The sequence below is a fragment of the Cupriavidus sp. 94F1 genome (genome assembly GCF_057798875.1).
On sequence record NZ_JBYOJT010000004.1, the window covers coordinates 188,163 to 210,031 of the forward strand.

A 21,869-nucleotide genomic window follows, 5' to 3' on the forward strand; every position below is an offset into this window, starting at 1 on the left:
TCATGATCCACGACACGCTTGCACTGCATCGCCGCCCGCTGGGCGTCATCGGCGCGGCCGCGCTGGCACTGATGCTGGCCGCCTGTGGCGACGGCGACGGCGACAGCGGCGGCGGTACCACGACCGGCGGCACCAGCGGCGGCAGCACGGGGGGCGGCACCACGACCCCGCCCGCCTCCACCTCGGCATTCACGCAGACGGCCGACTGGACATTCGCATTGCCGGCCGCCGGCAATTCCCTGTGCTACGACTTCAACGCCAAGGCCGAAACGGCCTGTACCGGCACCGAGTGGGACCTGAAGGTCAAGACCGAAGCCGGCGGCCGCACGGCAAAGCTGTGGACCAACAGCGGCACCAGCGGCACCGGCAACGGCGGCGCGTTCGGCAGCCCGTTCGACCACACCTGGACCACGCTGGCGACCTGGAAGAACGCCACCATCGATCCGGACAATGGCGCCCTGCCTGCCACGGTATTCCTGAAGGACTCGGCCAGCGGCGTGTTTGCCAGCACCGCCAACGACATCGGCTCGGCCGCATTCGAATACGGCGTGACCGGCGCGGCGACCGATCACCTGCTGTACCCGACCTTCCGTACCTTCGTGATCACGACCAACAGCGCGCTGGCCGACACCACGGGCACCGCCGCGGCGCCGGTATTCGCCCTGCAGGTGACCGGCTACTACGGCGGCGCGGGCGGCACGACGTCCGGCTATCCGAGCTTCCGCTTCGTGGATCGCAGCGCGCCGGGCACGGTCTACACCGCTTCGGTCAATGCATCGGCCGACTGGGTCTACTACGACCTGGTCAACCGGGCCGTCACCACCGCCTCGGGCCCCTGGCATATCGCGTTCAACCGCTACAACGTCAAGCTGAATGGCGGCGAATCGGGCACGGGCACGGTGGCGGGCTTCGTGGGCAAGACGCCGGCCGGTTTCTATGACGCATCGAACAAGCCGGTGGCATCGGCATTCACCAGCGCCACCAACGTGAGCACGACGCTGGCCGATCTCACCGCCGCCGACATGCGCCTGCCCACGGCCGCCGCGCAGTGGATCAGGGATTCGACGGCGTCGGTGCTGAACCCGGCCTACACGGGTGCGTACCCGAATCCGATGAATTTCGGCTGGTATTCGTACTTCCCGACCGCCGCGGCGGCCGCCGCCAACGGCCTGCCGGCGGTGGCGCACCTGATCAGCGCCAACCCCGACGCTGGCGGCCTGATCCGCGGCGGCGAAGGCGGCACGTATGCGCGCTTCCACCTGACGAAGATCGCCTACGCCGATCCGAACGCGAACAGCAGCCAGCAAACGTGGACGATCCACTTCGACGTCCAGCCCTGAGCCCCGACTGCTGAACGAGCGACTACCCGCGACACCTCACGACACACATGGACATGGAACAACAAGGCATCGAGACGCTGCGCCAGCGCCATCAGGCATTGGCCGACGCCCACCCGAAACTGCGCATGCGCGACCGCGCCCAGCGCCTTGGCGCCAGCGAGGCCGAACTGGTCGCGGCCGGATGCGGCGTGGCCGTGCGACAGCTTGGCGGCACGGCGCAGCAGCTGTTCCGTGATCTCGGCACGCTCGGCCCGGTGATGGCCCTGTCGCGCAACGACCATGCCGTTCACGAACGGCATGGCCAGTATCAGGGCATCGAGGCGGACGGCCCCGTCGGCATCGTGCTCGGGCCGGACATCGACCTTCGCATGTTCTTCGGCAACTGGCGGTATTTCTACGCCGTCACGGAGCATGGCCGCGACAGCCTGCAGTTTTTCGACCGGGCCGGCGAAGCGGTACACAAGGTCTACCGCACCGACGCCACCGATGCCGCGGCATGGCAGGCATATGTGGATCGCCATGCCGTGGCGACGGTGACGCCGGTCCTGCCCGAGCCCGTTGCGCCAGTGACCGAGTCCGAGACCCCTGCCGACGCCGATGCCATGCGTGCCCACTGGCTGGGGCTCCAGGACACGCATGATTTCTTTGCCATGCTGCGGCAGTTCAAGGTATCGCGCCTGGGCGCCCTGCGCACGGCCGGCAATGACCTGGCCCAGCAGGTGGACAACACGGCCGTCGAAACCGTGCTCGGCCGTGCCGCCGAATCAGCGCTGCCCGTCATGTGCTTTGTCGGCAACCGGGGCATCGTACAGATCCATACCGGCCCGGTGCACAAGCTGGTGCGCACCGGCCCCTGGTTCAACGTGCTCGACGAAGCCTTCAACCTGCACCTGAACACCGAGGCCGTTGCGTCGAGCTGGGTCGTCAACAAGCCCACGGTCGATGGCTGGGTGACGTCGCTGGAACTGTACGGCGCCGGTGGTGAGCTGATCGTCCAGTTCTTTGGCGAGCGCAAGCCGGGCAAGCCGGAACTGGGCGCGTGGCGCGCGCTGCTGCAATCGCTCTGCCCGACGGCACTGGCCGCCTGACCGCATTGCCGGAGTCGACATGAAACTACTGCGCTCTGCGCTGTTGTCCCTGCTGTGCGCGGCAGGCCTGGCCCATGCCGCACCGCCGGCCCGCGTGGTCGGCCTGGGCGGCGCGATCACTGAGATCATCTACGCACTGGACGCGGAAAAGACGCTCGTCGGCGCCGATTCGTCCAGCATCTACCCCGCTGCCGCGCTGAAGCTGCCCAAGGTGGGCTACTACCGCGCGGTGTCGGTCGAAGGGCTCGCCAGCCTGAGGCCCGACCTTGTACTGGCCGCCGACCAGGCCGGTCCGCCCCAGGCACTGGAACAGATCCGCAAGCTCGGCAGCAAGGTGGTAACGCTGCCTTCGGCGCCCACCGTGGCGGCGCTGGACCAGCGCATTCTCGGCACCGCCACGGCGCTGGAGATGCCGGAGCGCGGCCGCGCGCTGGTTGACCGCCTGCACGCCGAACTGCGGGCCATCCGCGCGGTCAGCCAGCCGGTGCGCGTGCTGATCGTCAGCAGCCACACCGGCAAGATGCAGGGGATGGGCACCGCGACTGCCGGTGACGCCATGCTGGCGCTGGCGGGCGGCACCAACGTATTGGCCAGCCAGACCGGGTTCAAGCCGTTTTCGGCCGAGGCGGCCGCGGCCCTGAAGCCGGACGTGATCGTCACCACGACGATGTCGGTCGGTGCCAGCGGCAGCGCCGACGCGTTCCTGGCGCAGCCGGGCCTCAATGCGACGCCAGCTGCCCGCAACCGGCGCATCGTCGTCATGGACGATCTCCTGCTGCTGGGCTTCGGGCCCCGCCTGCCAGAGGCGCTTCGGCTGTTGCAGACGGGGCTGGCTGCCCGGCAAACGGCGGACCGCTGATGCGCAGCCACCGACTGGCCATCTTCACCACGCTGTGCGTCATGCTGGTGCTGGCCGCCCTGTGGACAGCTTCCAGCGGCGCGCTGTCGATTCCGCACCAACGTCTGCTGCCGTTGCTGTGGTCGGCCGCTGGTGACGGCGACGATGCCATGTGGCGCAACGTGCTGATCGAAGTGCGGCTGCCACGTATCGTGCTGGCCATCACGGTGGGCGCCGCGCTGGCGCTCTCGGGCGCGGTCATGCAGGCGTTGTTTCGCAATCCGCTGGCCGAGCCGGGCCTGATCGGCATCTCGCTGGGCGGTGCGGCCGGCGCGGTGGCGGCCATCGTGCTGGGCGCCGACGGACTGGCCGGCATCGCGCCCGCCGCGTTCATCGGCAGCCTTGCGGCAACGTCGTTTGCCTACCGGCTCGGCGCGCGGCGGGGGGGCATGGCCAGCCTGCTGCTGGCCGGTATCGCGATCAACGCCATCTGCGCGGCCATTGTCGGCTTCTTCACGTATCAGGCCAGTGACGTGCAGCTTCGCAACCTCACGTTCTGGAACATGGGCAGTCTCGCCGGCGCCACGTGGCCCTTGCTGGCGTGGCTGGTCCCGCTGGTGGCTGTGCTGTGCGCGCTGCTGCTGCGTGACTGGCGCGCCATGAATGCGCTGCTGCTGGGCGAGCGCGAGGCCCTGCACCTGGGCTTCGATCTCAAGCGGCTGCGCCGCCGGCTGATCGTGCTGACCGCCCTGCTGGTGGGCCCCATCGTCGCCGTCACCGGCACGATCTCGTTCGTTGGGCTTGTCGTGCCGCACCTGGTGCGCATGCCGCTCGGTGCGGACCACCGCTGGCTGCTGCCGAACACGCTGGCCGGCGGCGCCATTGCCATGACACTGGCGGACTGGCTGTCCCGCATGGTGGTGATCCCGGCCGAGTTGCCGATCGGCATCGTCACGAGCCTTGCGGGCGGGCCCTTCCTGCTCTGGATGCTGACGCGAAAGGGGGCATGAGGTGCTGGTCGCCCGGAATCTGCACTGCAACCGCGGGCGCCGACAGGTGCTCTCCGGTATCGATCTGAGTCTGCGCCCCGGCGAAGTGCTCGGCATTCTCGGCGCAAATGGCGCGGGCAAGAGCACGCTGCTGGGTGCGCTTGCCGGCGAGATCGCCGTCCCGGCGTCGGCTGTCTCGCTCAACGGGCGTGACATGGCGCACTGGCCTGCGCACGCCCTGGCGCGCACGCGCGCGGTACTGCCGCAGTCGCCGGGGCTGAACTTCGATCTGGACGTGACCGAAGTGGTCGCCATGGGCGGCTATCCGTTCCCCGAGCTCGACCGACGGGCGCTGGACGCACTGATACGCCGCGCGCTCGGGCTGGCCGATGTGGCACACCTGGCCGGCCGCGACTACCAGCGCCTGTCTGGCGGCGAACAACAGCGCGTGCAGTTTGCCCGTACGCTGGTGCAGACGCTGGCCTGCCGGGCAGCCGACAGCTATCGGGCCCTGCTGCTCGACGAGCCGATTTCGAGCCTCGACCCGCGCCACCAGCTACTGCTGCTCGACAGCGTCAGAACGCTGAGCCGCACCGATGGCCTGGCCGTGCTCGTGGTATTGCACGACGTCAACCTGGCGGCTCGCTGGTGCGACCGCTTGCTGCTGCTGGCCGATGGCCGGGCCGTCGCCTGCGGCGATCCGGCCGAAGTGCTGACGGAAATCAGGCTGGCGTGCGTCTATGGCATCCCCGCCAGGGTGATGCCGTCGCCGGTGCACGCGGGCGTGCCATTCGTCGTCTTCGGATGACCGATTGCCTGCAGCAGATCCTGCAAGAGGCGCTGGCGCACAAGCCGGGCCCGCTGATGTTCGTGGCGCTGGTACTTCCGCCCGTGCTGCTCTGGATTGCCGTGTTCGGGCGCGTGCCTGCCCCGGGCGCTACCGACGCCGATGGCGCTGCAAGGCCATTCGTCGCCCGGCATTCCATATGGATGCGCGATGGTCTCATCGGCAGCGCAGCGCGTCCTTGAGCCCCGTCCTGTCGCTCCACTGGCGGCGGTCCAGCAGCAACACGGCCAGAAGCCCCTCGGGAAGGTTCTCTTCCAGCGAAAGCCGGGCGCCATGCAGCCCCGCGATGGCATTGACCAGGGCCAGGCCGAGCCCGCTGCCCGATGGCGCGACGCCGCCCGATTTCCGGCCCGAGGTTGCACCCAGACGCCGGAACCGCTCCACCGCCTGGCCGCGCAGGTCTGCCGGAATGCCGGGGCCGTGGTCTGCCACGCCCAGCGCCATGCCGTCGCCACGGCGGCGCGCCAACAGTACCAGCGCCTTGCCCTCCGGCGCATACTTGATGGCGTTTTCGATCAGGTTCGACAACGCCTGGAACAGCAGCGCGCGGTCGCCGTACAGCTCGCGTCCCGGCTCGGCTTCGATGCGCAGCGCCATGCCGGACATCGACACCAGCGGCGCATAGTATTCAGCCAGGTCGTCGAGCAGCCCGCGCACCTCGAACCATTCGAACGCGTGCTCGCAACGTCCGGCTTCCACTTCGCCGATACGAAGCACCGCGCGGACCATGCGCTGGATACGCTCGCCTTCTTCCAGCGCGCCAAGCACGTCGTCGCGCATGGGGTCATCGACTTTCTCCGCCAGGTTGGCCAGGCGGTTGTGCATGCGCGTGAGCGGCGTGCGCAGTTCGTGGGCCAGATGGCTGCTTACGCTCTTGACCTCTTCCATCAGACGGTTCACGCGATCGAGCACATGGTTGATGTCCTGGCCCAGCAGGTCGAATTCATCGCCATCGCGCCGGCAGGGCACCGTCGCGTCGCGTTCGCCGGTCACGTAGCGGCGCAGTGCGCTGCGGATGCGGTCCACCCGGCGCATGCTTTGCACGCTGGAATAGAGCCCGATGGCCAGGCTCGACAGCAGCACCGCGAAGAGGCCCGCGCCGGCTACCAGCGGAAACACGCGCAGCCGTTCACGCATGGGCAGGATGTCGTAGCCGCTGAAGAACACGCCGCCGTCGGCCAGCGGCACCTGCACGCCGAACAACTGGGCACGTTGCGCACTGGTATCGCCCACCGTGACATTGCGCCACTGCAAGTCGCAAGGGGGCTCGCATTGCAGCGCCGCCCTGACCTTGGCATCGCCGAACAGCAACCTGCCCGATGGCGCCAGGACCAGCGACCTGCTGCCTTCGCGTTCGCGGCCGTCTTCCTGGGTCAGCGCCACGGCCAGCTGGCTGGCGTCGGCCAAGTGATGCCTGTGTTCCTTGGCACGCACATCGGCCAGCACCATGTCGCGCACGTGGCTGTGCAGCAACACGTCGATCTGATGCGCGCTCAGCAGGACCGATCCGATGGCGACCAGCAGGAAGAGGAACGCCACCAGCGAGGCATGGCGGAAAGTCCTGGTCTCCAGCAGATGAACGCGCTCAGCCCAGGACATAGCCGACCGCGCGCACCGTACGCAGCAGCGATCGCGGGAAATTGCGGTCGATCTTGCTGCGCAGCTTCGAAACGTGAACGTCGATCAGGTTCGTCTGTGGATCGAACTGGTAACCCCAGACCTTTTCCAGCAGCATCGCACGCGTGACCGTGCGGCCGACGTTGGTGGCCAGTACCTGCAGCAGTGCGAACTCCTTCTCGGTGAGATCGATCGGTTGGCCGCCTCGCGACACGCGGCGCTCGCGCCAGTCGATGCAGAGGTCTTCAAGACGCGTGACCCAGTCTGCGCCGTGCGGTAGCGCACGCCACTTGGCCAGCCCTTCCAGCCGCGCCAACAGTTCAGTGAAGTCGAAGGGCTTGCCCAGGTAATCGCCGGCGCCGGCACGCAGTCCTTCCACGCGGTCGCTTGGCTGGTCCACGGCGGACAGCACCATGACGGGGGGATGCGGATGATCGGCCAACGCACGCAGTACGCCGATGCCATCGATGCCGGGCAGCATCCGGTCCAGCAGGACGGCGTCGAAGGCTTCGTCCCGGATCAGTTCGAGCGCGTGTTCCCCGGTGTCCGTCAGGCGGCAGGCATGCCCCTGCTGTTGCAGCCTGGCGCCGAGCCAATGCCTCACCCGCGGATCGTCCTCCACGATCAGAACACGCATGACAGTCTTCCCCCCTTGCCCAAGTTCACCCGCCCGTCGACCCTTCTTTCATCCGGACCTGTTGTCATCGTCCGGTTTGGGCATGATTCTACATGCGACGCATTCTCATTTGCAGGGGAATTTGCCGGAGGGTCGTCCACCCGGACATCGGCAGTGTCAAGCCCGGAAAATCGGCTGGCACCTCAAGTTTGTGGTCCGCCTGCCGTAAGCCTCCGTACTACCATTGCTCCGTGGAAGCGCCCGTCGCGACCTGGCAATGGGCTACCGGCCGGACTGCCGGCGCGATCGCGCCAGAGTCACGCGGTGCGACAACAGGGATATGTGGAGTCGATATGCTGAGATTTTTGACGATTATCTTGCTCTCGACATTGGGTTCGTCTGCGGCCAATGCCGCGCCGGATACGGGCAGTCGGCCCCAGATTCTGAGTACCGAACGCGGAATCAGCGATGGCCGGCGTGATGCGACGGTGTTGCACACCCCGCCGCTCCCCCGGGCCGGTGTCATGGCGACCCAGCCGAACGCCCCCGCCTATGACCAGCAGGTCAACGGATCTGCCCCGTACCCGTATATCGTCGCGCCATATATTCAGATACCCGGCAATACGCCGTACCCGCCTCCCCCGCGTCCCGTACCGCACGGTCGATAAATCGCGACAAACCCGGGGAAATCCAATGGCCCTTCGCGGGGCAGGAAGGGACATTCGGCGACCTGGAACACAGGGCTACGCCAGCATCAGGTCCAGGTTCTGAATCGCGGCGCCGGAAGCGCCTTTTCCAAGATTGTCGAAAACCGCAGACAGTAGTACCTGCCCGTGCGCCTTGCTGGGAAATACGCTCAGACGCAGGTCATTCGTCCCGTTGAGCGCCTGCGGGTCCAGATGCTTCACATCGCGCGACGCTTGCAGCGGCAATACATGGACATGCTCCGCCCTGGCATAGTGGCGCGCGAGGCAGTCCTGTAACGTCGCGCCATCCACCCCCGGTGCCAGCAAACGCAGCGCCAGCGGCACCGTCAGCACGATGCCCTGCCGGAACGCGCCGTAGGCAGGCATGAAAATGGGTGGCTGGCTGAGCCCGGCATGCTGCTGGATCTCGGGCGTGTGCTTGTGCGCGAGTTCCAGGCCATATACCTGGTAGGCCGGCGCGCTGGCGGCCGCCTGCCCCTCATATTCCTCCACGCCGGTGCGTCCGCGTCCGGAGTAGCCCGATACCGCATGAATGCTGATGGGGTAGTCGTCCGGTATCAGCCCGGCCTGCACCAATGGATGCAGCAGGCCAATCGCACCGGTCGGGTAGCAACCGGGGTTGGTGACCCGGCGTGCCTTCGCAATGCGCCCGGCCTGGCCCGGCGTCATCTCTGGAAATCCGTAGGTCCAGTCCGGGTGCGTACGGTGGGCGGAGCTTGCGTCGATCACGCGAACGGCGGGATTGACAATGGTGGCCACTGCCTCGCGCGCGGCGGCGTCCGGCAGGCAGAGGATGGCGATGTCGCAGGCGTTGATGGCTTCTGCGCGACGCCGCAAGTCCTTGCGCTCCGCAGCCGCCAGCGTCATCAGCCTGATATCGGTCCGGTGACGCAGCCGTTCGTGGATCAGCAATCCGGTGGTGCCTTGGTCGCCATCGATGAAAACCACGGGAGAACTCATAGGTGAAATGCTCCGCAAACTTTGGATAAGAAGAAGCAGGACGAAGAGAAAGCGCCCCTATGTTCGGCGGACCGCTACAATATGAAAAGTTGAATTTTATAACGTGAACATTCAGTTTTCCTGAATCTGGACGCCGACATGCGAGAGATCAGCCTGGACCGCCTGCGCACTCTGGTCGCCATCGCCGACCGTGGGTCGTTCGCCGATGCGGCGCGTGCATTGCATCTGGCGCCGCCAACGGTCAGCCTCCATATCGCGGAACTGGAAAACCGCATTGGGGCACCCCTGCTGTCCCGCAAGCGCGGACATGTCAGGCCGTCGGCGATCGGAGAGGTGCTGATAGAGCGCGCGCGCCGGCTCCTGGCCGATGCGGAGCGGGCCTTGGACGATATTCAACGCCAGGTGCAGGGCCTTGAAGGGCGCGTGCGGATCGGGGCCTCGACCGGCGCCATCGCGCATCTGTTGCCGCAGGCGCTCGAGGTCTTGCGCCAGCAGCATCCCGCCATCGACATTCAGGTCGCCGTGCTGACTTCGCATGAAACGCTGTCCCGGCTGGCGGATGGGACGTTGGACATCGGGCTCGTTGCCCTGCCGCAGCCACCCGTGGCCGGGCTCGTCATCAAGCCCTGGCGGCGCGATCCCGTGATGGCCTTCGTGCCCGCGCACTGGGAGTGCCCGGCCCACGTCACGCCAGAATGGCTCGCTGCCCAACCGCTCATTCTCAATGACGCGACCACGCGTCTTTCACGCCTGACGGCCGAGTGGTTCGCGACGTCCGGGCATCAGCCTGCGCCGCGCATCGAGCTTAACTTCAACGACGCGATCAAGAGTCTGGTCGCGGCTGGTTACGGTGCCGCGCTGCTGCCCCATGAGGCGACAGCGCCGCCCCCCGACCAACGCATTGTCATGCGTCCGCTGCGGCCGGCATTGTGGCGCCGGCTCGGCCTCGCGCATCGTGCCGGGCACGTCGAGCGATCCACGCAACACGTTCTGGATCTGTTGCGCGATCTGCGACTGGCGTAGGCGCTTTGGGCCTGGCAACGTCGCTCATCCCGCGCCATCTGCTAGAAGAGATAACGCAGGCCAGCGTTGAAGAGCCATCCCTGGACACCGGCGGAGCCAAGGGCGTGCTGATACGACACGCGACCGTAGAGCGACATCTTCGCGGTAGGCATGCCGTTCACGCCGAGCGACAGTTGATACGCATCGCCCAGCTTCCCCGATTCGAACCGCATGTCGCTCACCTGCACGTTGGCGCCGCCGGTGAACGCGTGCAGCAGGTCGAAGCCAAAGTACGGTGTCAGGCGACCGGCAGAGACCGCCATCGGTTTGGTCAGGCGCACCCCGGCCCGGCCGACGACCTGGTTCTGCGAGCCGATATTGACCTCCAGGTTGTCGGCGTCGATCGTGTTGCTGAACCCCACATGCTGCCCGATCAACTGCAGTTGTGGCTCAAGGTTCATGCCGTAGGGCATGGCAAACGGGAAGCCGCCTTCGATAGAGGCCGCAAACACGCTACCGTTCATCGAACTGGTCCGGCCTCGCGCGTCGGTGCTCACATCGCCATCGAACCATCCGCCTGACACGATGCCGTCAACGTACCACCCGTTGCGGCTCTGGTAGGTGCCATAGCCGTTGATGCGGTAGATCGTGGCCCGCGTCCGGCTGGCGCCATCGACGGCGATTGGCGAGAACTTGAGCCACCCGACGGACCCGGCAACACCGAAGCGCCAGATGCCGTTGTCGCGCTCTTCCTTGAACAGGTTGCCGCCGAGCTGGATGGCCGCATAGTCGCCCGTGGCGTTGTAGCCGAACTGCTGGAACGGAACGTTCGTCGCATACCTGAAGTTTCCGCCGTAGGCCCGGAAGAACATCTCGCCTGGTCCCTTGTCGCGCGCAAGGTCGCGGTCGTCGCGCACCTCGCCAAGGCGCCGGTGCAGATTGTCCAGGTCGACAATGCCGGCATGCAGAAAGGACGCGGCGGCACTGAGATAGGACGCCACCTGCGGCGCCACCTCCGGGCGGGCATCGGCGGGTAGCACTTCGTTCGGGCTTGGCGTGACAGGCCCGTCGGGCTCGACATAGGCGCTTTGCAGCCGGTAGTCCCAGTAGCCAGAGGCATTGCCCACCAGCGCCCCGCCCGGGTCCGCCGCGCCGCCTTCGGCGCCGGGCCCGTAGGCAAACAGCCGGTAGGCGACCGGAGAGTTCGCGGCGGTGACGTAGCCGCCGGGCAGCGAGAAGCTGTTCGGCGACGCCGTGCCCGCCACCTGCACCACGGAAATCCCCTCTCTCGCATCGACGATGCCATTGGGCGAAGTCACGGACCCCGGGCTCGTTGCGACGGGCTTGATATGGAGGGATGTGGCCCCCCCGGCATTGCCGGCGACCAGCAACCGGTCCGTGAACTGCTGGGACAGCATGCCGCCGGCATCGAGGAAAGTATTGAGGGCAACAACGCCATTGTTGCCCACGTAGTCGCCCGTCACCGACACCGTGCGGTACGCGCTGCCGGGGATAGGGCTCGCGGCAAGCGTGCGCAGGCGGCCAAGGGGCAGGCCGGCTGCCGCCTGCACATCGATCAGGCTGTTGTCGTTCGCGAGGGCGGTGACCACTGAATTGCCGGTGACGTTCCACCGGCTGCCGTTTGCAAGGTTCAGCGTGGACTGGCTGCCCGCTTCGGTCAGTGCAGAGCCGGTCAGCGTCGAAGCGTTGGCATTGAGGGTGGCGATGCCAGGCGTGGACGCAGCACCGTTCGCCAGGCTTTGCACCTGGAACGCCACCGGCCCACTCATGACAGAGTGGTTGGCTGCGATCGTCGCTCTCCCGCCCAGCACCCGAATGGCTGCGCCCGCGTCCGACAAGACCGAACTGCTGTTCAGCGTGACCGCCTCGGTCCCGCCCAATGGTTCCGCGAGCGGAGTGGGCGGCGCCATTACTGCCAGGACCCCGGGCGAGCCATCGTCGTTCACCGGGGCGATGGGCGCCGTTCCCACCGTGCCGCTTGCGACCGCGCTGGCCGCAGCGGCGTCCGTCACGCCGAACATGTAAAGCCCTGCGGCATTCGCGCCTTGCGCATGCAGGGTGGCGTTCGTCGCATTGAGGCGGCCACCGGCGCCGATGACTGCCGCATTCGCGCCTGCGCCGCCGGTCGTTACGCCAACGCCGGTACCCTGGGCATTCGCCCGCAGGTCCAATGAGGCGTTCGTGATATAGAGCCCATGCGCGCTGGCGGCGGTTCCTGTATCGATCCGCCCGCCCGCAAGGCTCACTGCGCTCTGCTGCCAGGCATAGAGTCCGATCCCGCCGCCCGTGGTCGTGATATCGAAGTCGCTTCCGGTGTACGGGTTGGTGCCGCCCTCGAAGACCGCGCCATGCGCATTGGCGCCCGACGTTCGCACGGTCAGGCCCGCGATATCGGCCGACGGGACGCCAATCACGCGAATCCCATAGGCGCCCTGCCCCGTTGTATTGATCGCCAGGTTGCGCGCCTTCAGCGTGCCGCCGGTGTAGGCATAGACGCCGTAGTTGTTGGTGGCCAACGTGTTCACCGTGACATCGGTCAGGTCGAGGTTCGAACCGGCGGACTGCACGCCGCGTATCGCGCCACCACCGGCAGTGAATGTCGTGCCGCTGGCGGTCAACGTCGCACCGTCCTGGAGAAAGGCCGCATAGAGGCCCCCCGACACAGCCCCGCGCGTAAGGCTTGCCGACGTTCCCAATGCCCAGAGGCCTACGCCCAGCGCACTGGAGATCGTCGTGTCCGTGGCCGCGAACGTCGCACCGCCGGCCACATAGGCACCGTGGGCGCTTGTCCCGGCCGTCACAAGCGATCCACCGGTCATCGCCAGGGACGAGCCCGCGCCGGTGAGATAGGCTGCCGTCGCACCGACGCCCTGTGTACCGAAATCGCTCTGGTTGGCCATGGCCCGGGCCGCCGCGCTGACGTATATGCCGCGCGCGTTATCGCCCGTTGTGCCGACCGTCGCGCTGTTCAGCGTGGCCGTCGTACCGTTGTAGATCCACAAGCCGTGCGCCGTGCCGCCGATCGTCGATATCCTGCCGCCGGTGACGGACAGATTCGACGCACCCGCCTGGATTCCGTACGCGCCGGCGCCCTCTGTGTTCACGCTTGTGCCATTCAACCTTGCCACGGACGTATCGACGTAAATGCCGCGCGCGCTCTCGAGCCGCGTGTTGATCGAGCCTCCGGTGGTGTCGATCGTCGAATTGTCCGTGGCGAAGACGCCGAACGCGCCAGCCCCGGTTGCCGTCACGCTAGTGTCGATGAGCGTGGCGACCGCCCGATTCCACAAACGGATACCATGGCCGTTCGCACCAGTGGCGACGAGCGTCGAATCCCTTACGGTAGCGTCGGCAAACCCGCCATAGCCGCGAATCGCATTGGCGTCCGTCCCATCAGCGGACATGTACATCCGTGCGCCCACAAATATGGAAGGCCCCGTCTCCCCCGGAATGTAAATGCCGTGTACGGTTTGCCCGTGCCCCATCGCGTAGGTAAGACGCGAGGAGTCAGCGGTGCTGCCAAGGACGGTGAGGGTGCCATTTGCCACATACAAGGCATCGTTTGGCGCCCCCGACCGATAGTCGGACTGGATGACGATATCCCCCGGCTGGGTTCCGGCGTCAGGATCGATCGTCGCTGAGCCCCCACCGGCAACCGAGACGCCGGCCCCGCCGGCACCGAATGGATACGTGCCCGTCGGATAGATGCGCGTGCTGCCCTGGATGGTCCCGTGGGTCCCGAAAAACTGGAAGGCAACGTTGTAGTCGCCCGGCCCATAGGTGCCGGACGGGGTGACGTAGGTCTGGGCCTGTGCACAGCCGGCATAGACGAGGCCCATGACGACCTGCGCCAAACAGGTCGGACGATGCCTTCTCGCGCGCGGATGACCACACGTGGACCTGGGCTTGCTTCCCGCCCTCGTCATATCGTCACCTTTTCGGGCCGATCCCTAGCCATGCGGGGAATCGCCACCAGGCCCAGACCGTGGCTGCCCGAATCCCTGGCGGACCCGGATACCCGCATAGACCGACGCCGGCCCTGGGCCGGTGACTGGCCCGTCTATGATCTGACAAATTAGCAAAAATGCAATTTAGTAATTTTTTCGAGTAACTTGTCGTATTTCTCTGCTTGCGGTTTCGCCTGATGCCGAGACGGCCGCGCGCCATCGGGTCCATTTCGCGCAGGGCGCAGAGGCCGGCGGCCATCGAGGCATGTTTCTGACCAACGATATCCATGCGCAACCCGGGCTGTTTGCGCTTTTACCGCAGATCGTGGATGCGGTCAGCGTGCCGGTTATTGCAGCGGGTGCGATTGCCGACGGAAGAAGTATTGCGGCAGCCTTTGCTCTGGGGGCGAGTGCTGTGCAATTGGGCACGGCTCACTTGATGACGCCTCAGGCCGGCAGGTCCGGCATTCACCGCGCCGCCCTGCGCACAGCACGTGACGACATGACGCGCCTGACCAATCTTTACACGGGCCGGCCGGCACGTGGATTGTTGACGCACTTCATGCGCGAGCAAGGGCCGATGAGTGCAGCAGCGCCAACGCTCCCCCTGGCAACCGGTGCGGTCGATCCGCTTCGTTTCGCGTATGAAAAAGGCGGACACAGCGATTTTTCGATTCTCTGGGCGGGCGAAGCCGCAGCAATGGCGCGGGATGAGGACGCGGGGCTTCTCACGCAACGCCTCTGGGAGGAAGCGCAACAATGCGCCGCTGGTCTTCGCTTGCACGGCGGGTGAGACCGCGGAACAGTGGCTTACCGGTGATTGCAGTTCCCGAAACGGGCCAGGCAATGCCACACCTGCTTGAGCATCTGCGGATCGTGCTGGCCGACGCGCACGGCCTCGCCGATCCGCATCGGTGTCAGCCCGTCATCGCCTGCAAGCAACGCCGCAAGTTCAGCGACAGCCCGGCCGCGGTATTCGTGCTGTTGGCGCAGCAAATCCGCTTCTGCCCGAAAACCGGCGTGCCATTCGACGCGGCAGGGCAATGCATGCGCAAGCGCCTCGACTTCCGTATTCCGGAATGATGGGTCAAGTACGATGGCGTCCACGTCGCTCGCGATGTGCACCCCGCCGTGAACATGCGCCTCGATGTAATGGTCAAGCGGATCACCCTGCCCCGCCACGGCAGCCAGACGTTCTACAAGGGCAAAGCGGTCCGCCACGCCGAAGTGACTCGGCCCATAGACACTGTCCGGGTGGCAAAACGTCGTGCGATCCAGTACGCCGGAAGCAAGCCGCAGATGCGCCGAGCCAAAGCGTGGCGCTGCGCCGGCTGGCGCATGACCCAGATTCAGCGCGCCATAGCGCGGCCGCTCGGAAGGCGATGCGGTGTCATAGGCCTGCCCGAAGATCCGGCTTTCCCATTGCCACCGATCGCCACCGGGGTAGGCGGTCAGCCCGCCATTGCTGGTGCCAGTTTCGAATTGAGATCGATACACGCCATCCTCGGCCATCACCGCCAGCAGCGGCCGCCCCCGAACCATCCGGTCCGGGTGGAAGTTCAGCGTGACCCGCCACCCCGGATCGACCGGCCGGCCTGCAGATCTCGCGGCAACGTAGGCCCAAGCACGGGCGGCAGGGGTTCGGGCGGATGACATGGTGGCGCGGAAGTTTCACGGGAACACTTGGCCAATTTTACCGGCAGCGAGCAAGCCGGCAGCTGGGCGCCGAAGTCTAGCCCCCCGCTCAGATTCCCTGTCCGCCAGACACTTCAATTCGCTGTGCATTGACCCAGCGGTTGTCCTCCGACAGCAGGCTGGCGATCATCGGACCCACGTCGTCGGCCACCCCGACGCGCCCCAACGCCGTCATCCCGGCGAAGTAATGGTTGAATGCCGGCGTGTCGCGTACTGCGCCGCCGAAGAAGTCCGTTTCGATCGCACCCGGCGCTACGGCGTTGACCGTGATCCTGCGCGGGCCAAGCTCTTTGGCCATGTAGACGGTGAGCACTTCCACGGCGCCCTTGACCGCTGCGTAGGCGGACCACCCTTCGGCCGATACGCGCGTCAGCCCCGTCGAGAGATTGACAATGTGACCGCCATCTGCAAGCAGCGGCAGCATCGTCTGGGTGAGAAAGAACACCCCCTTGAAATGCACATTGACGAGCATGTCGAACGCCGCCTCGCGCATCTCGGCGATCGGCGCTACGTCGCCATGTCCCGCGTTGTTGACAAGGTGGTCGAAGCTGTCGCGCTGCCAGGTCTGACGCAGCACGGATCTCAGCCGTTCTGCGAACCCGGGGAAAGTGGCGATATCGCCGGCATCGAGTTGCAGCGCCACCGCCTTGCGGCCCAGCTTCCGGATCTCCGTGACGACCGCGCTTGCCTCCGCTTCGCGGCTTTGGTAGGTGAGGATGACGTCGCCGCCCTTGCGGGCGATCGACAGGGCCGTGTTGCGGCCGAGGCCTCGGCTGGCGCCGGTGACGAGAGAGATCGTGGTCATGCGTACACTCCTTGGCGTGTGAGGAAAACCGGTGTCCATTCTGTCGCCTGGCACGCCTGAATCCCTTGCCTGAATCTCTTTCTTCCTTGCCTTTTTCTCCAAACGTGGTGTCCCAGTTCGTGGGAACCCGCTACGATGGCAGGTGATGAATCGCCACCCTGCCCCACGATGAGTGACCTGTTGCTTGATGCCGTGCGCCGCTATGCGGAGGCGCATGCCGGTCCCACCGGCATTGCCCGGACTCCCATTCCGGGCCTGACAGCCATCCGGGCGACGGCCCCGAGCGGCATTGACTATGCCATCTCCAGACCGCTCGCCTGCCTTGTCCTGCAAGGCAGCAAGCGCGTGGCGATGGGCAAGCAGACGTTCGACTTCAGCGCGGGCGATTCGCTGCTGATTACGTCGGACGTGCCGACGATCAGCCAGATCACGCGCGCCAGCACTGACGCGCCGTACTATTCCCTCGTGTTGGATCTCGATGTGGCGGCTATCGCCGAATTGGCAGCCGAGATAATGCCCGGGCCGGTCGCCCCCGATTCGCCTGTGCAGGTCGAACCGTCGGACGCCGACGTCGCCGATGCAGCGCTGCGGCTGATGCGGCTGATTGCGCGTCCGGCGGCAATACCAGTGCTGCAGGCACAGCTGGTGCGCGAAATCCACTACTGGCTGCTGGTGGGCAAGCATGGCCCGGTGATTCGGCAGATCGGCCGTCCGCAGAGTCACGCTCAACGTCTGGCCCGGGCCGTGGCTTTGCTGCGCACCGAGTTCGCTCAACCGCTTCCGGTTGAACGCCTCGCTTCAGCCGCTGGCATGAGCGCGTCGTCCTTTTACCAGCACTTCCGGGCAGCGACATCGCTGTCGCCGCTACAGTTTCAGAAGCAGTTGCGCCTCATCGAGGCACGTCGACTGATGACGTCCGAAGGCATTTCGGCGAGCGATGCTGCGTTTTCCGTGGGTTATGAAAGTGTCCAGCAATTTACGCGCGAGTACCGCCGGATGTTCGGCCTACCGCCGGGAAAGGACCGGGATGCGGCAATGCAAGGAGCCCAGCCCGACCGATCCACCGCGCAGGACGAGGGAATTGCCTGCGTGGGCGATATGTTGAACGTGCGCGCGTAGGCAACCCCCGTCCTTGCGAACCTCGATGCCCAGGGAAATCCAGTCGGCGTTTCTTCACGGAATCGAAGGTGCGTCTGTCGCGCCCATGACATCACAGTGACGGTGAAAGGGCCCGCCCCAACGCGCCACCTGTGAGCGGCGATCCCGGGCACCCAAAAAAACTGGCGAAGGTTCTATCCTTGGGAAAGGGGATGGCGGGCACGAAGCCATCCTCGCTGGATCTTGGTCAGGCAACGACACCGATGGCATCATGAAGCTCATTCACGCGCCGACCGCGCTGACCGCGGTGTGCTTGATGCTGGCCGGCTGTGTTTCAACTGGCGTGGACATACGGCCGGACCAGTTGTCGAACTTCCTGCTTGGCTTCTCCACCATCGACGATGTGACCAACCAGCTCGGCACACCCTCATCCCAGGTCACGCTCAAGACAGGGTCAACCATCCTGGTTTATTCCTTCGCCACCTCCCACCCCCACGCTGAGAGTTTTATCCCGTTCATTGGTCCGCTCTTTTCCGGAGGCGAAATCCGGTCGTCGACCGTCTTGCTCGAATTTGACGAGAACGGCATTCTCAGAAGTGAACGCCGAACCACGTCGAGCGGGACGTCCGGCCTGACGGTATTGCCCGCCAATGCAATGTAGTTCGGCTTCATCCGGCGACTCACCACCTTGGCTCTCCTCAGGTAATCAAAGAAATTGGCTCGGAATCGCCCACTCGATATCACGGATGCCATGTCGTCGGGCGGACGCTCGGGTCCCGGGAGCCGGATATTGCATAGGACACTTCCTTTCCCGCTGCCAGCAACAGATCCGCATACTCGGCCAGCTTATCCCGCGTCAGCCGGCTAATGGGGCCGGAGATGCAAAGCGCCCCGGCCAACGTCCAATGGATGCCAAACACCGGGACAGCAAGACTCGAAACCTCAGGCTCTCGTTCGCCCATTGAAATGAAATAGCCATCCCTGCGGATGGTCTCGTATGGCTCGCCGCTTTCGCCTGCGAATGCCCGCAACACTCTGCCCGGCGCCCCGGTGAGGGGAAGCCGTTCCCCGACGCGCACGTGGTGCCGCACCGCGCCCGGACCTTCCACTCGCACCAGGCAGGCCCGCGTGTCTCCTTCCCGCACATAAAAGGCCGCGCTTTCGCGTGTTTCGTAGCTGATTCGCCTGAGCACCGGCTCCACCGTTTCATTCACGCGAAAAGCAGCCTGATAGCGCGCACCGAGCCACCCTGCGGCGGCGCCGAGGCGCCATTGGCCATCTTCGCGTTGGACCAGGTACTCGCTTTGCGCAAGCGTCCGCGCCGTGCGCAGAACGGTCGATTTGCCCATCCCGACGCGTCGGCTCAACTCCGACAGGGTCAACGAAGCGTCATCGGCAGAGAACGCCTCCAGAATTTGCAAGGCGCGCGTGACTGCGATGATTGTGTCTTTATCGGCACCCTCGGGGGCCTGTGCAGGCTGGGCATTCCGTTTCATGGCACGTGTTTCGCTATGGACAACGCGATTGTATAGCACGGAACAGAAATCTATAGTCGAGGCACAAATACAAGGTTCGACTGGAGACACCCTTGAACATCATCCTTCGCGTTCTGGCGGCATGCGCCATTGCTGCAGTGCCTGGCCTTCCTGCGTACGCCGCAGATACCTATCCGACCAAGCCCATTCGCCTCATCGTGCCCTTCCCGCCGGGCGGGGCGCCGGATACCTTCTCGCGCGAAATCGCCCAACAATTTAGCCGGGACCTGAAGTGGACCATCATCGTCGACAACAAGCCAGGCGCTGGCGGCAACCTCGGCGTGGAAGCTGCGGCCAAGGCATCGCCTGACGGCTACACGCTGGTATTCGGCCAGACCAGCAATCTTGCTATCAACCCGTCGCTGTACAAGAAGCTGCCGTATGACCCGACGAAAGATCTGACGCCTATCGGCTTGATTGCCTCGGCACCGCTCGCGATTGTCACCAACAACAGTTCACCGTACAAGAATCTGACCGACGTGCTTGCCGCCGCAAAAGCCAAGCCAGGCACGGTCACCTTCGGCACACCGGGCAACGGTACGGTCGCACACCTCGCCATGGAACTCCTGCAAAAGCAGGCCGGCGTGAAGATGCAGCACATCCCATACAAGGGTGCGTCGCAGGCGCTCACCGACGTTCTGAGTGGCCAGGTGGAAATCTATATTGGCTCTGTCCCGACGGTGATGGGTCAAATCAAGATGGGCAAGCTGCGCGGAATCGCAGTGACCTCTGCGAAGCGGTCGCCGCAATTGCCCAACACGCCGACCGTAGCGGAGGCGGGCGTGAAGCAATTTGACGCGGACACATGGTTCGGCCTGCTTGCACCCGCCGGCACCCCGGCACCCATCGTCACCAGACTCAACGCCGAATTGAATCGCGTACTCCAGGTCCCCGCCGTGCGTTCCAAGATCGAGGCGGAAGGCGGACAGGTCCTGGGCGGTAGTACCTCGGCGTTTGCCGGCCTATTGCAAAAGGATCTTGCTCGCTGGCGCGTCGTGGTCAGCGACTCGGGCGCGACCATCGATTAACGCATCGGCGCGCATCCGCGCGCCGGAATCCACTTTCGCAGTTTCTCGATCCGTCAGTTGCCTTGCCAACTGCGCGGCTGGCTTCACTCGCACATTTTAGGAGCAACTATGTCGCCCACCCAGCAACTCCCTGATGTCATCCGTGATTTCGAACGCGTTTCGCCCGACATCGTCAAGCAGGCGTCCGAGTTCGCGTCTTCGATCTTTGCCGATGTCGCCGGCCGACGCGGCGGCCTGCACGGGCGGATCGCGCCACTGAGCCAAAAGAGCAAGTTCTGCGGTCCGGCTGTCACCGTGGAAGTTCGCCCCGGCGATAACCTCATGATTCACGCCGCGATGGCACTGGCCAAGCCTGGCGACGTCATCATCGTTGACGGCAAAGGCGACCAAAACAGCGCGCTGATGGGCGCCATCATGGTCAATCAGTGCATTGCTCTCGGTGTGGCGGCCGTCGTTCTGGACGCTGCTGCGCGGGACGCCGAAGAGATCATCGAGACGGGCTTCCCCATGTACTCCGTCGGGCTGAATCCCAACGGGCCGACCAAGTTCGTACCCGGCCGCGTCAATCATCCGATTCAATGCGGCGGTGTTACGGTGCGCCCGGGCGACCTCGTCATCGGCGATGCAGACGGCGTGGTCGTCATCGAACGCGAAAAGGCGCCGGCTCTGATTGAAGAGGCTGCAAAGAAGGTAGCGGCGGAGCGCAAACGCATCGAAGGTATCAAGTCTGGCGAAGCACTGCGACCATCCTGGCTGGACGATGCCCTGCGTGCCGCCGGTGTGCTGAAGGCTGGAGAAACGCTGTGAGTACGTCAGCCAAGCCCGTCATCGTTGTGACCGCGGCAAACATTGCGCCACAGGCGGTCGCGCTGCTGTCCGACTTCGAACTGGTCTATGCAGGAAAAGCGGCAACCGAAGAAGAGACCGCAGAACTTTGCCGCCGATACGCGCCTGTGGCGATCATCGTCCGCACGAGCAAGATCGGCGCCATGGCGCTCGACGCGGCGCCGTCGATCCGCGTCCTGTCGAAGCACGGAAGCGGCATCGACAACATCGACCAGGAAGCTGCGAAGGCGCGCGGCGTCAAAGTGGTGGCCGCGGCGGGCGCAAATGCGGCGGCCGTGGCCGAGCAGGCGCTGGCGTTGATGCTCGCCTGCGCAAAATCGGTGGTGACGCTGGACCAGCGCACGCGCAATGGCCATTGGGACAAATCGACGCACCAAAGTCTTGAACTGCAAGGGCGCACGCTTGGTCTTGTTGGCCTGGGTGCGATCGGCCGGCGCTTCGCGCGGATCGCCAACGCCATGGATATGAAGGTGATCGGATATGACCCCTATGCCGCCGACCTGCCGACGAGCATCGAACCCGTCAGCCTGGACGCGATCTGGGAAACCTCGGATGTCATATCGTTCCACTGCCCACTGACCGCCGAGAATCTCGGCCTGCTCAACGAGGCCAGCCTGTCCCGATGCAAAGACGGCGTGATCGTCGTCAATACCGCACGCGGCGGGCTCATCGACGAAGACGCACTTCTGGCAGCCGTTGCAAGCGGCAAAGTGGCCGCGGCAGGCCTGGATTCGTTGCAGCAAGAGCCGCCACCTGCCGATCATCCCTTCTTCGGACACAGCAAGTTCATCCTCAGTCCGCACATCGGCGGCGTCACCAGCGATGCCTTCGTCAACATGGGCGTAGCCGCTGCGAAGAACGTGCTGGCCGAACTTGCGAAGCTGCAGTAA

General features: G+C 65.4%; 19 protein-coding genes and 1 pseudogene. 13 read left to right on the top strand and 7 right to left on the bottom strand.

Translation table 11 applies throughout. From position 1 onward, the window contains the following. The first annotated feature begins 2 nt into the window (after nt 1-2). From AC3FJ6_RS11760 to AC3FJ6_RS11785, 6 genes are read left to right on the top strand one after another with little or no spacing between them, the layout of a single operon-like run. A complete protein-coding gene (locus AC3FJ6_RS11760; protein ID WP_488772017.1) occupies nt 3-1,340 on the top strand; it encodes an HmuY family protein in 1,338 nt (445 codons plus the stop codon). A 53-nt stretch (nt 1,341-1,393) separates the two neighbouring features. Continuing rightward, nucleotides 1,394-2,428 carry a hemin-degrading factor gene (locus tag AC3FJ6_RS11765; RefSeq protein ID WP_488772018.1) on the top strand — a complete coding sequence of 345 codons (1,035 nt, stop codon included), beginning with the start codon at nt 1,394-1,396 and terminating at the stop codon, nt 2,426-2,428. A gap of 19 nt (nt 2,429-2,447) precedes the next feature. Beyond that, the gene (locus tag AC3FJ6_RS11770; RefSeq protein ID WP_488772019.1) at nt 2,448-3,287 is read left to right on the top strand and encodes a heme/hemin ABC transporter substrate-binding protein; all 840 of its coding nucleotides are present in this window, start codon (nt 2,448-2,450) and stop codon (nt 3,285-3,287) included. Nucleotides 3,288-3,328: 41 nt separating this feature from the next. Continuing rightward, a complete protein-coding gene (locus AC3FJ6_RS11775) occupies nt 3,329-4,276 on the top strand; it encodes a FecCD family ABC transporter permease (protein WP_488772370.1) in 948 nt (315 codons plus the stop codon). 1 nt (nt 4,277) lies between these two features. Next, nucleotides 4,278-5,063 carry a heme ABC transporter ATP-binding protein gene (locus AC3FJ6_RS11780; RefSeq protein WP_488772020.1) on the top strand — a complete coding sequence of 262 codons (786 nt, stop codon included), beginning with the start codon at nt 4,278-4,280 and terminating at the stop codon, nt 5,061-5,063. Beyond that, nucleotides 5,060-5,284 (top strand): hypothetical protein, encoded by a 225-nt coding sequence (locus AC3FJ6_RS11785; protein ID WP_488772022.1) that lies wholly within the window; start codon nt 5,060-5,062, stop codon nt 5,282-5,284. The genes AC3FJ6_RS11780 and AC3FJ6_RS11785 overlap by 4 nt, the downstream gene beginning before the upstream one ends. Here the strand turns inward: AC3FJ6_RS11785 and AC3FJ6_RS11790 are convergent. The 3 genes from AC3FJ6_RS11790 to argC all read right to left on the bottom strand — a co-directional run bounded on the left by AC3FJ6_RS11790 (nt 5,259) and on the right by argC (nt 9,002). Next, entirely contained in the window at nt 5,259-6,701 is a 1,443-nt protein-coding gene (locus AC3FJ6_RS11790; RefSeq protein ID WP_488772023.1) for a sensor histidine kinase, read from the bottom strand. The genes AC3FJ6_RS11785 and AC3FJ6_RS11790 overlap by 26 nt on opposite strands. After that, the gene (locus tag AC3FJ6_RS11795) at nt 6,688-7,356 is read right to left on the bottom strand and encodes a response regulator transcription factor (protein ID WP_488772024.1); all 669 of its coding nucleotides are present in this window, start codon (nt 7,354-7,356) and stop codon (nt 6,688-6,690) included. Before AC3FJ6_RS11795 ends, AC3FJ6_RS11790 begins: the two co-directional genes overlap by 14 nt. Nucleotides 7,357-8,078: 722 nt before the next feature. Next, nucleotides 8,079-9,002: an N-acetyl-gamma-glutamyl-phosphate reductase gene (gene argC / locus AC3FJ6_RS11800; RefSeq protein ID WP_488772025.1), complete on the bottom strand. Its 924-nt coding sequence runs from the start codon at nt 9,000-9,002 to the stop codon at nt 8,079-8,081. A gap of 138 nt (nt 9,003-9,140) precedes the next feature. Between argC and AC3FJ6_RS11805 the strand changes: the two genes are divergently transcribed. Then, the gene (locus AC3FJ6_RS11805) at nt 9,141-10,025 is read left to right on the top strand and encodes a LysR family transcriptional regulator (protein WP_488772026.1); all 885 of its coding nucleotides are present in this window, start codon (nt 9,141-9,143) and stop codon (nt 10,023-10,025) included. 41 nt (nt 10,026-10,066) lie between these two features. On the opposite strand, the gene AC3FJ6_RS11810 is transcribed toward AC3FJ6_RS11805, so the two are convergent. After that, entirely contained in the window at nt 10,067-13,864 is a 3,798-nt protein-coding gene (locus tag AC3FJ6_RS11810) for an autotransporter outer membrane beta-barrel domain-containing protein (RefSeq protein WP_488772027.1), read from the bottom strand. A 340-nt stretch (nt 13,865-14,204) separates the two neighbouring features. On the opposite strand from AC3FJ6_RS11810, the pseudogene AC3FJ6_RS11815 reads away from it, so the two are divergent. Further along, nucleotides 14,205-14,765, top strand: a pseudogene (locus AC3FJ6_RS11815) (NAD(P)H-dependent flavin oxidoreductase); the annotation flags it as partial. Nucleotides 14,766-14,782: 17 nt separating this feature from the next. Here the strand turns inward: AC3FJ6_RS11815 and AC3FJ6_RS11820 are convergent. Both AC3FJ6_RS11820 and AC3FJ6_RS11825 read right to left on the bottom strand, forming a co-directional pair. Next, nucleotides 14,783-15,628, bottom strand: a complete 846-nt coding sequence (locus AC3FJ6_RS11820; protein ID WP_488772029.1) for a DUF3626 domain-containing protein — start codon at nt 15,626-15,628, stop codon at nt 14,783-14,785. A gap of 88 nt (nt 15,629-15,716) precedes the next feature. Continuing rightward, the gene (locus AC3FJ6_RS11825) at nt 15,717-16,472 is read right to left on the bottom strand and encodes an SDR family NAD(P)-dependent oxidoreductase (protein WP_488772030.1); all 756 of its coding nucleotides are present in this window, start codon (nt 16,470-16,472) and stop codon (nt 15,717-15,719) included. Between the two features lie 168 nt (nt 16,473-16,640). Between AC3FJ6_RS11825 and AC3FJ6_RS11830 the strand changes: the two genes are divergently transcribed. Together AC3FJ6_RS11830 and AC3FJ6_RS11835 are read left to right on the top strand one after the other, a co-directional pair. Next, complete coding sequence (locus AC3FJ6_RS11830; protein ID WP_488772031.1) at nt 16,641-17,591, top strand: AraC family transcriptional regulator; 951 nt, start codon at nt 16,641-16,643, stop codon at nt 17,589-17,591. A gap of 250 nt (nt 17,592-17,841) precedes the next feature. Further along, complete coding sequence (locus AC3FJ6_RS11835; protein WP_488772032.1) at nt 17,842-18,231, top strand: hypothetical protein; 390 nt, start codon at nt 17,842-17,844, stop codon at nt 18,229-18,231. Between the two features lie 79 nt (nt 18,232-18,310). On the opposite strand, the gene AC3FJ6_RS11840 is transcribed toward AC3FJ6_RS11835, so the two are convergent. Continuing rightward, nucleotides 18,311-19,066: an IclR family transcriptional regulator gene (locus AC3FJ6_RS11840; protein WP_488772033.1), complete on the bottom strand. Its 756-nt coding sequence runs from the start codon at nt 19,064-19,066 to the stop codon at nt 18,311-18,313. A gap of 101 nt (nt 19,067-19,167) precedes the next feature. Here AC3FJ6_RS11840 and AC3FJ6_RS11845 point away from each other — a divergent pair, with 101 nt between their 5' ends. The 3 genes from AC3FJ6_RS11845 (at nt 19,168) to AC3FJ6_RS11855 (ending at nt 21,869) form a co-directional block, all read left to right on the top strand. Further along, nucleotides 19,168-20,133, top strand: a complete 966-nt coding sequence (locus tag AC3FJ6_RS11845) for a Bug family tripartite tricarboxylate transporter substrate binding protein (RefSeq protein ID WP_488772372.1) — start codon at nt 19,168-19,170, stop codon at nt 20,131-20,133. 108 nt (nt 20,134-20,241) lie between these two features. After that, the gene (locus AC3FJ6_RS11850) at nt 20,242-20,940 is read left to right on the top strand and encodes an RraA family protein (RefSeq protein ID WP_488772034.1); all 699 of its coding nucleotides are present in this window, start codon (nt 20,242-20,244) and stop codon (nt 20,938-20,940) included. After that, a complete protein-coding gene (locus AC3FJ6_RS11855; RefSeq protein ID WP_488772035.1) occupies nt 20,937-21,869 on the top strand; it encodes a hydroxyacid dehydrogenase in 933 nt (310 codons plus the stop codon). Before AC3FJ6_RS11850 ends, AC3FJ6_RS11855 begins: the two co-directional genes overlap by 4 nt.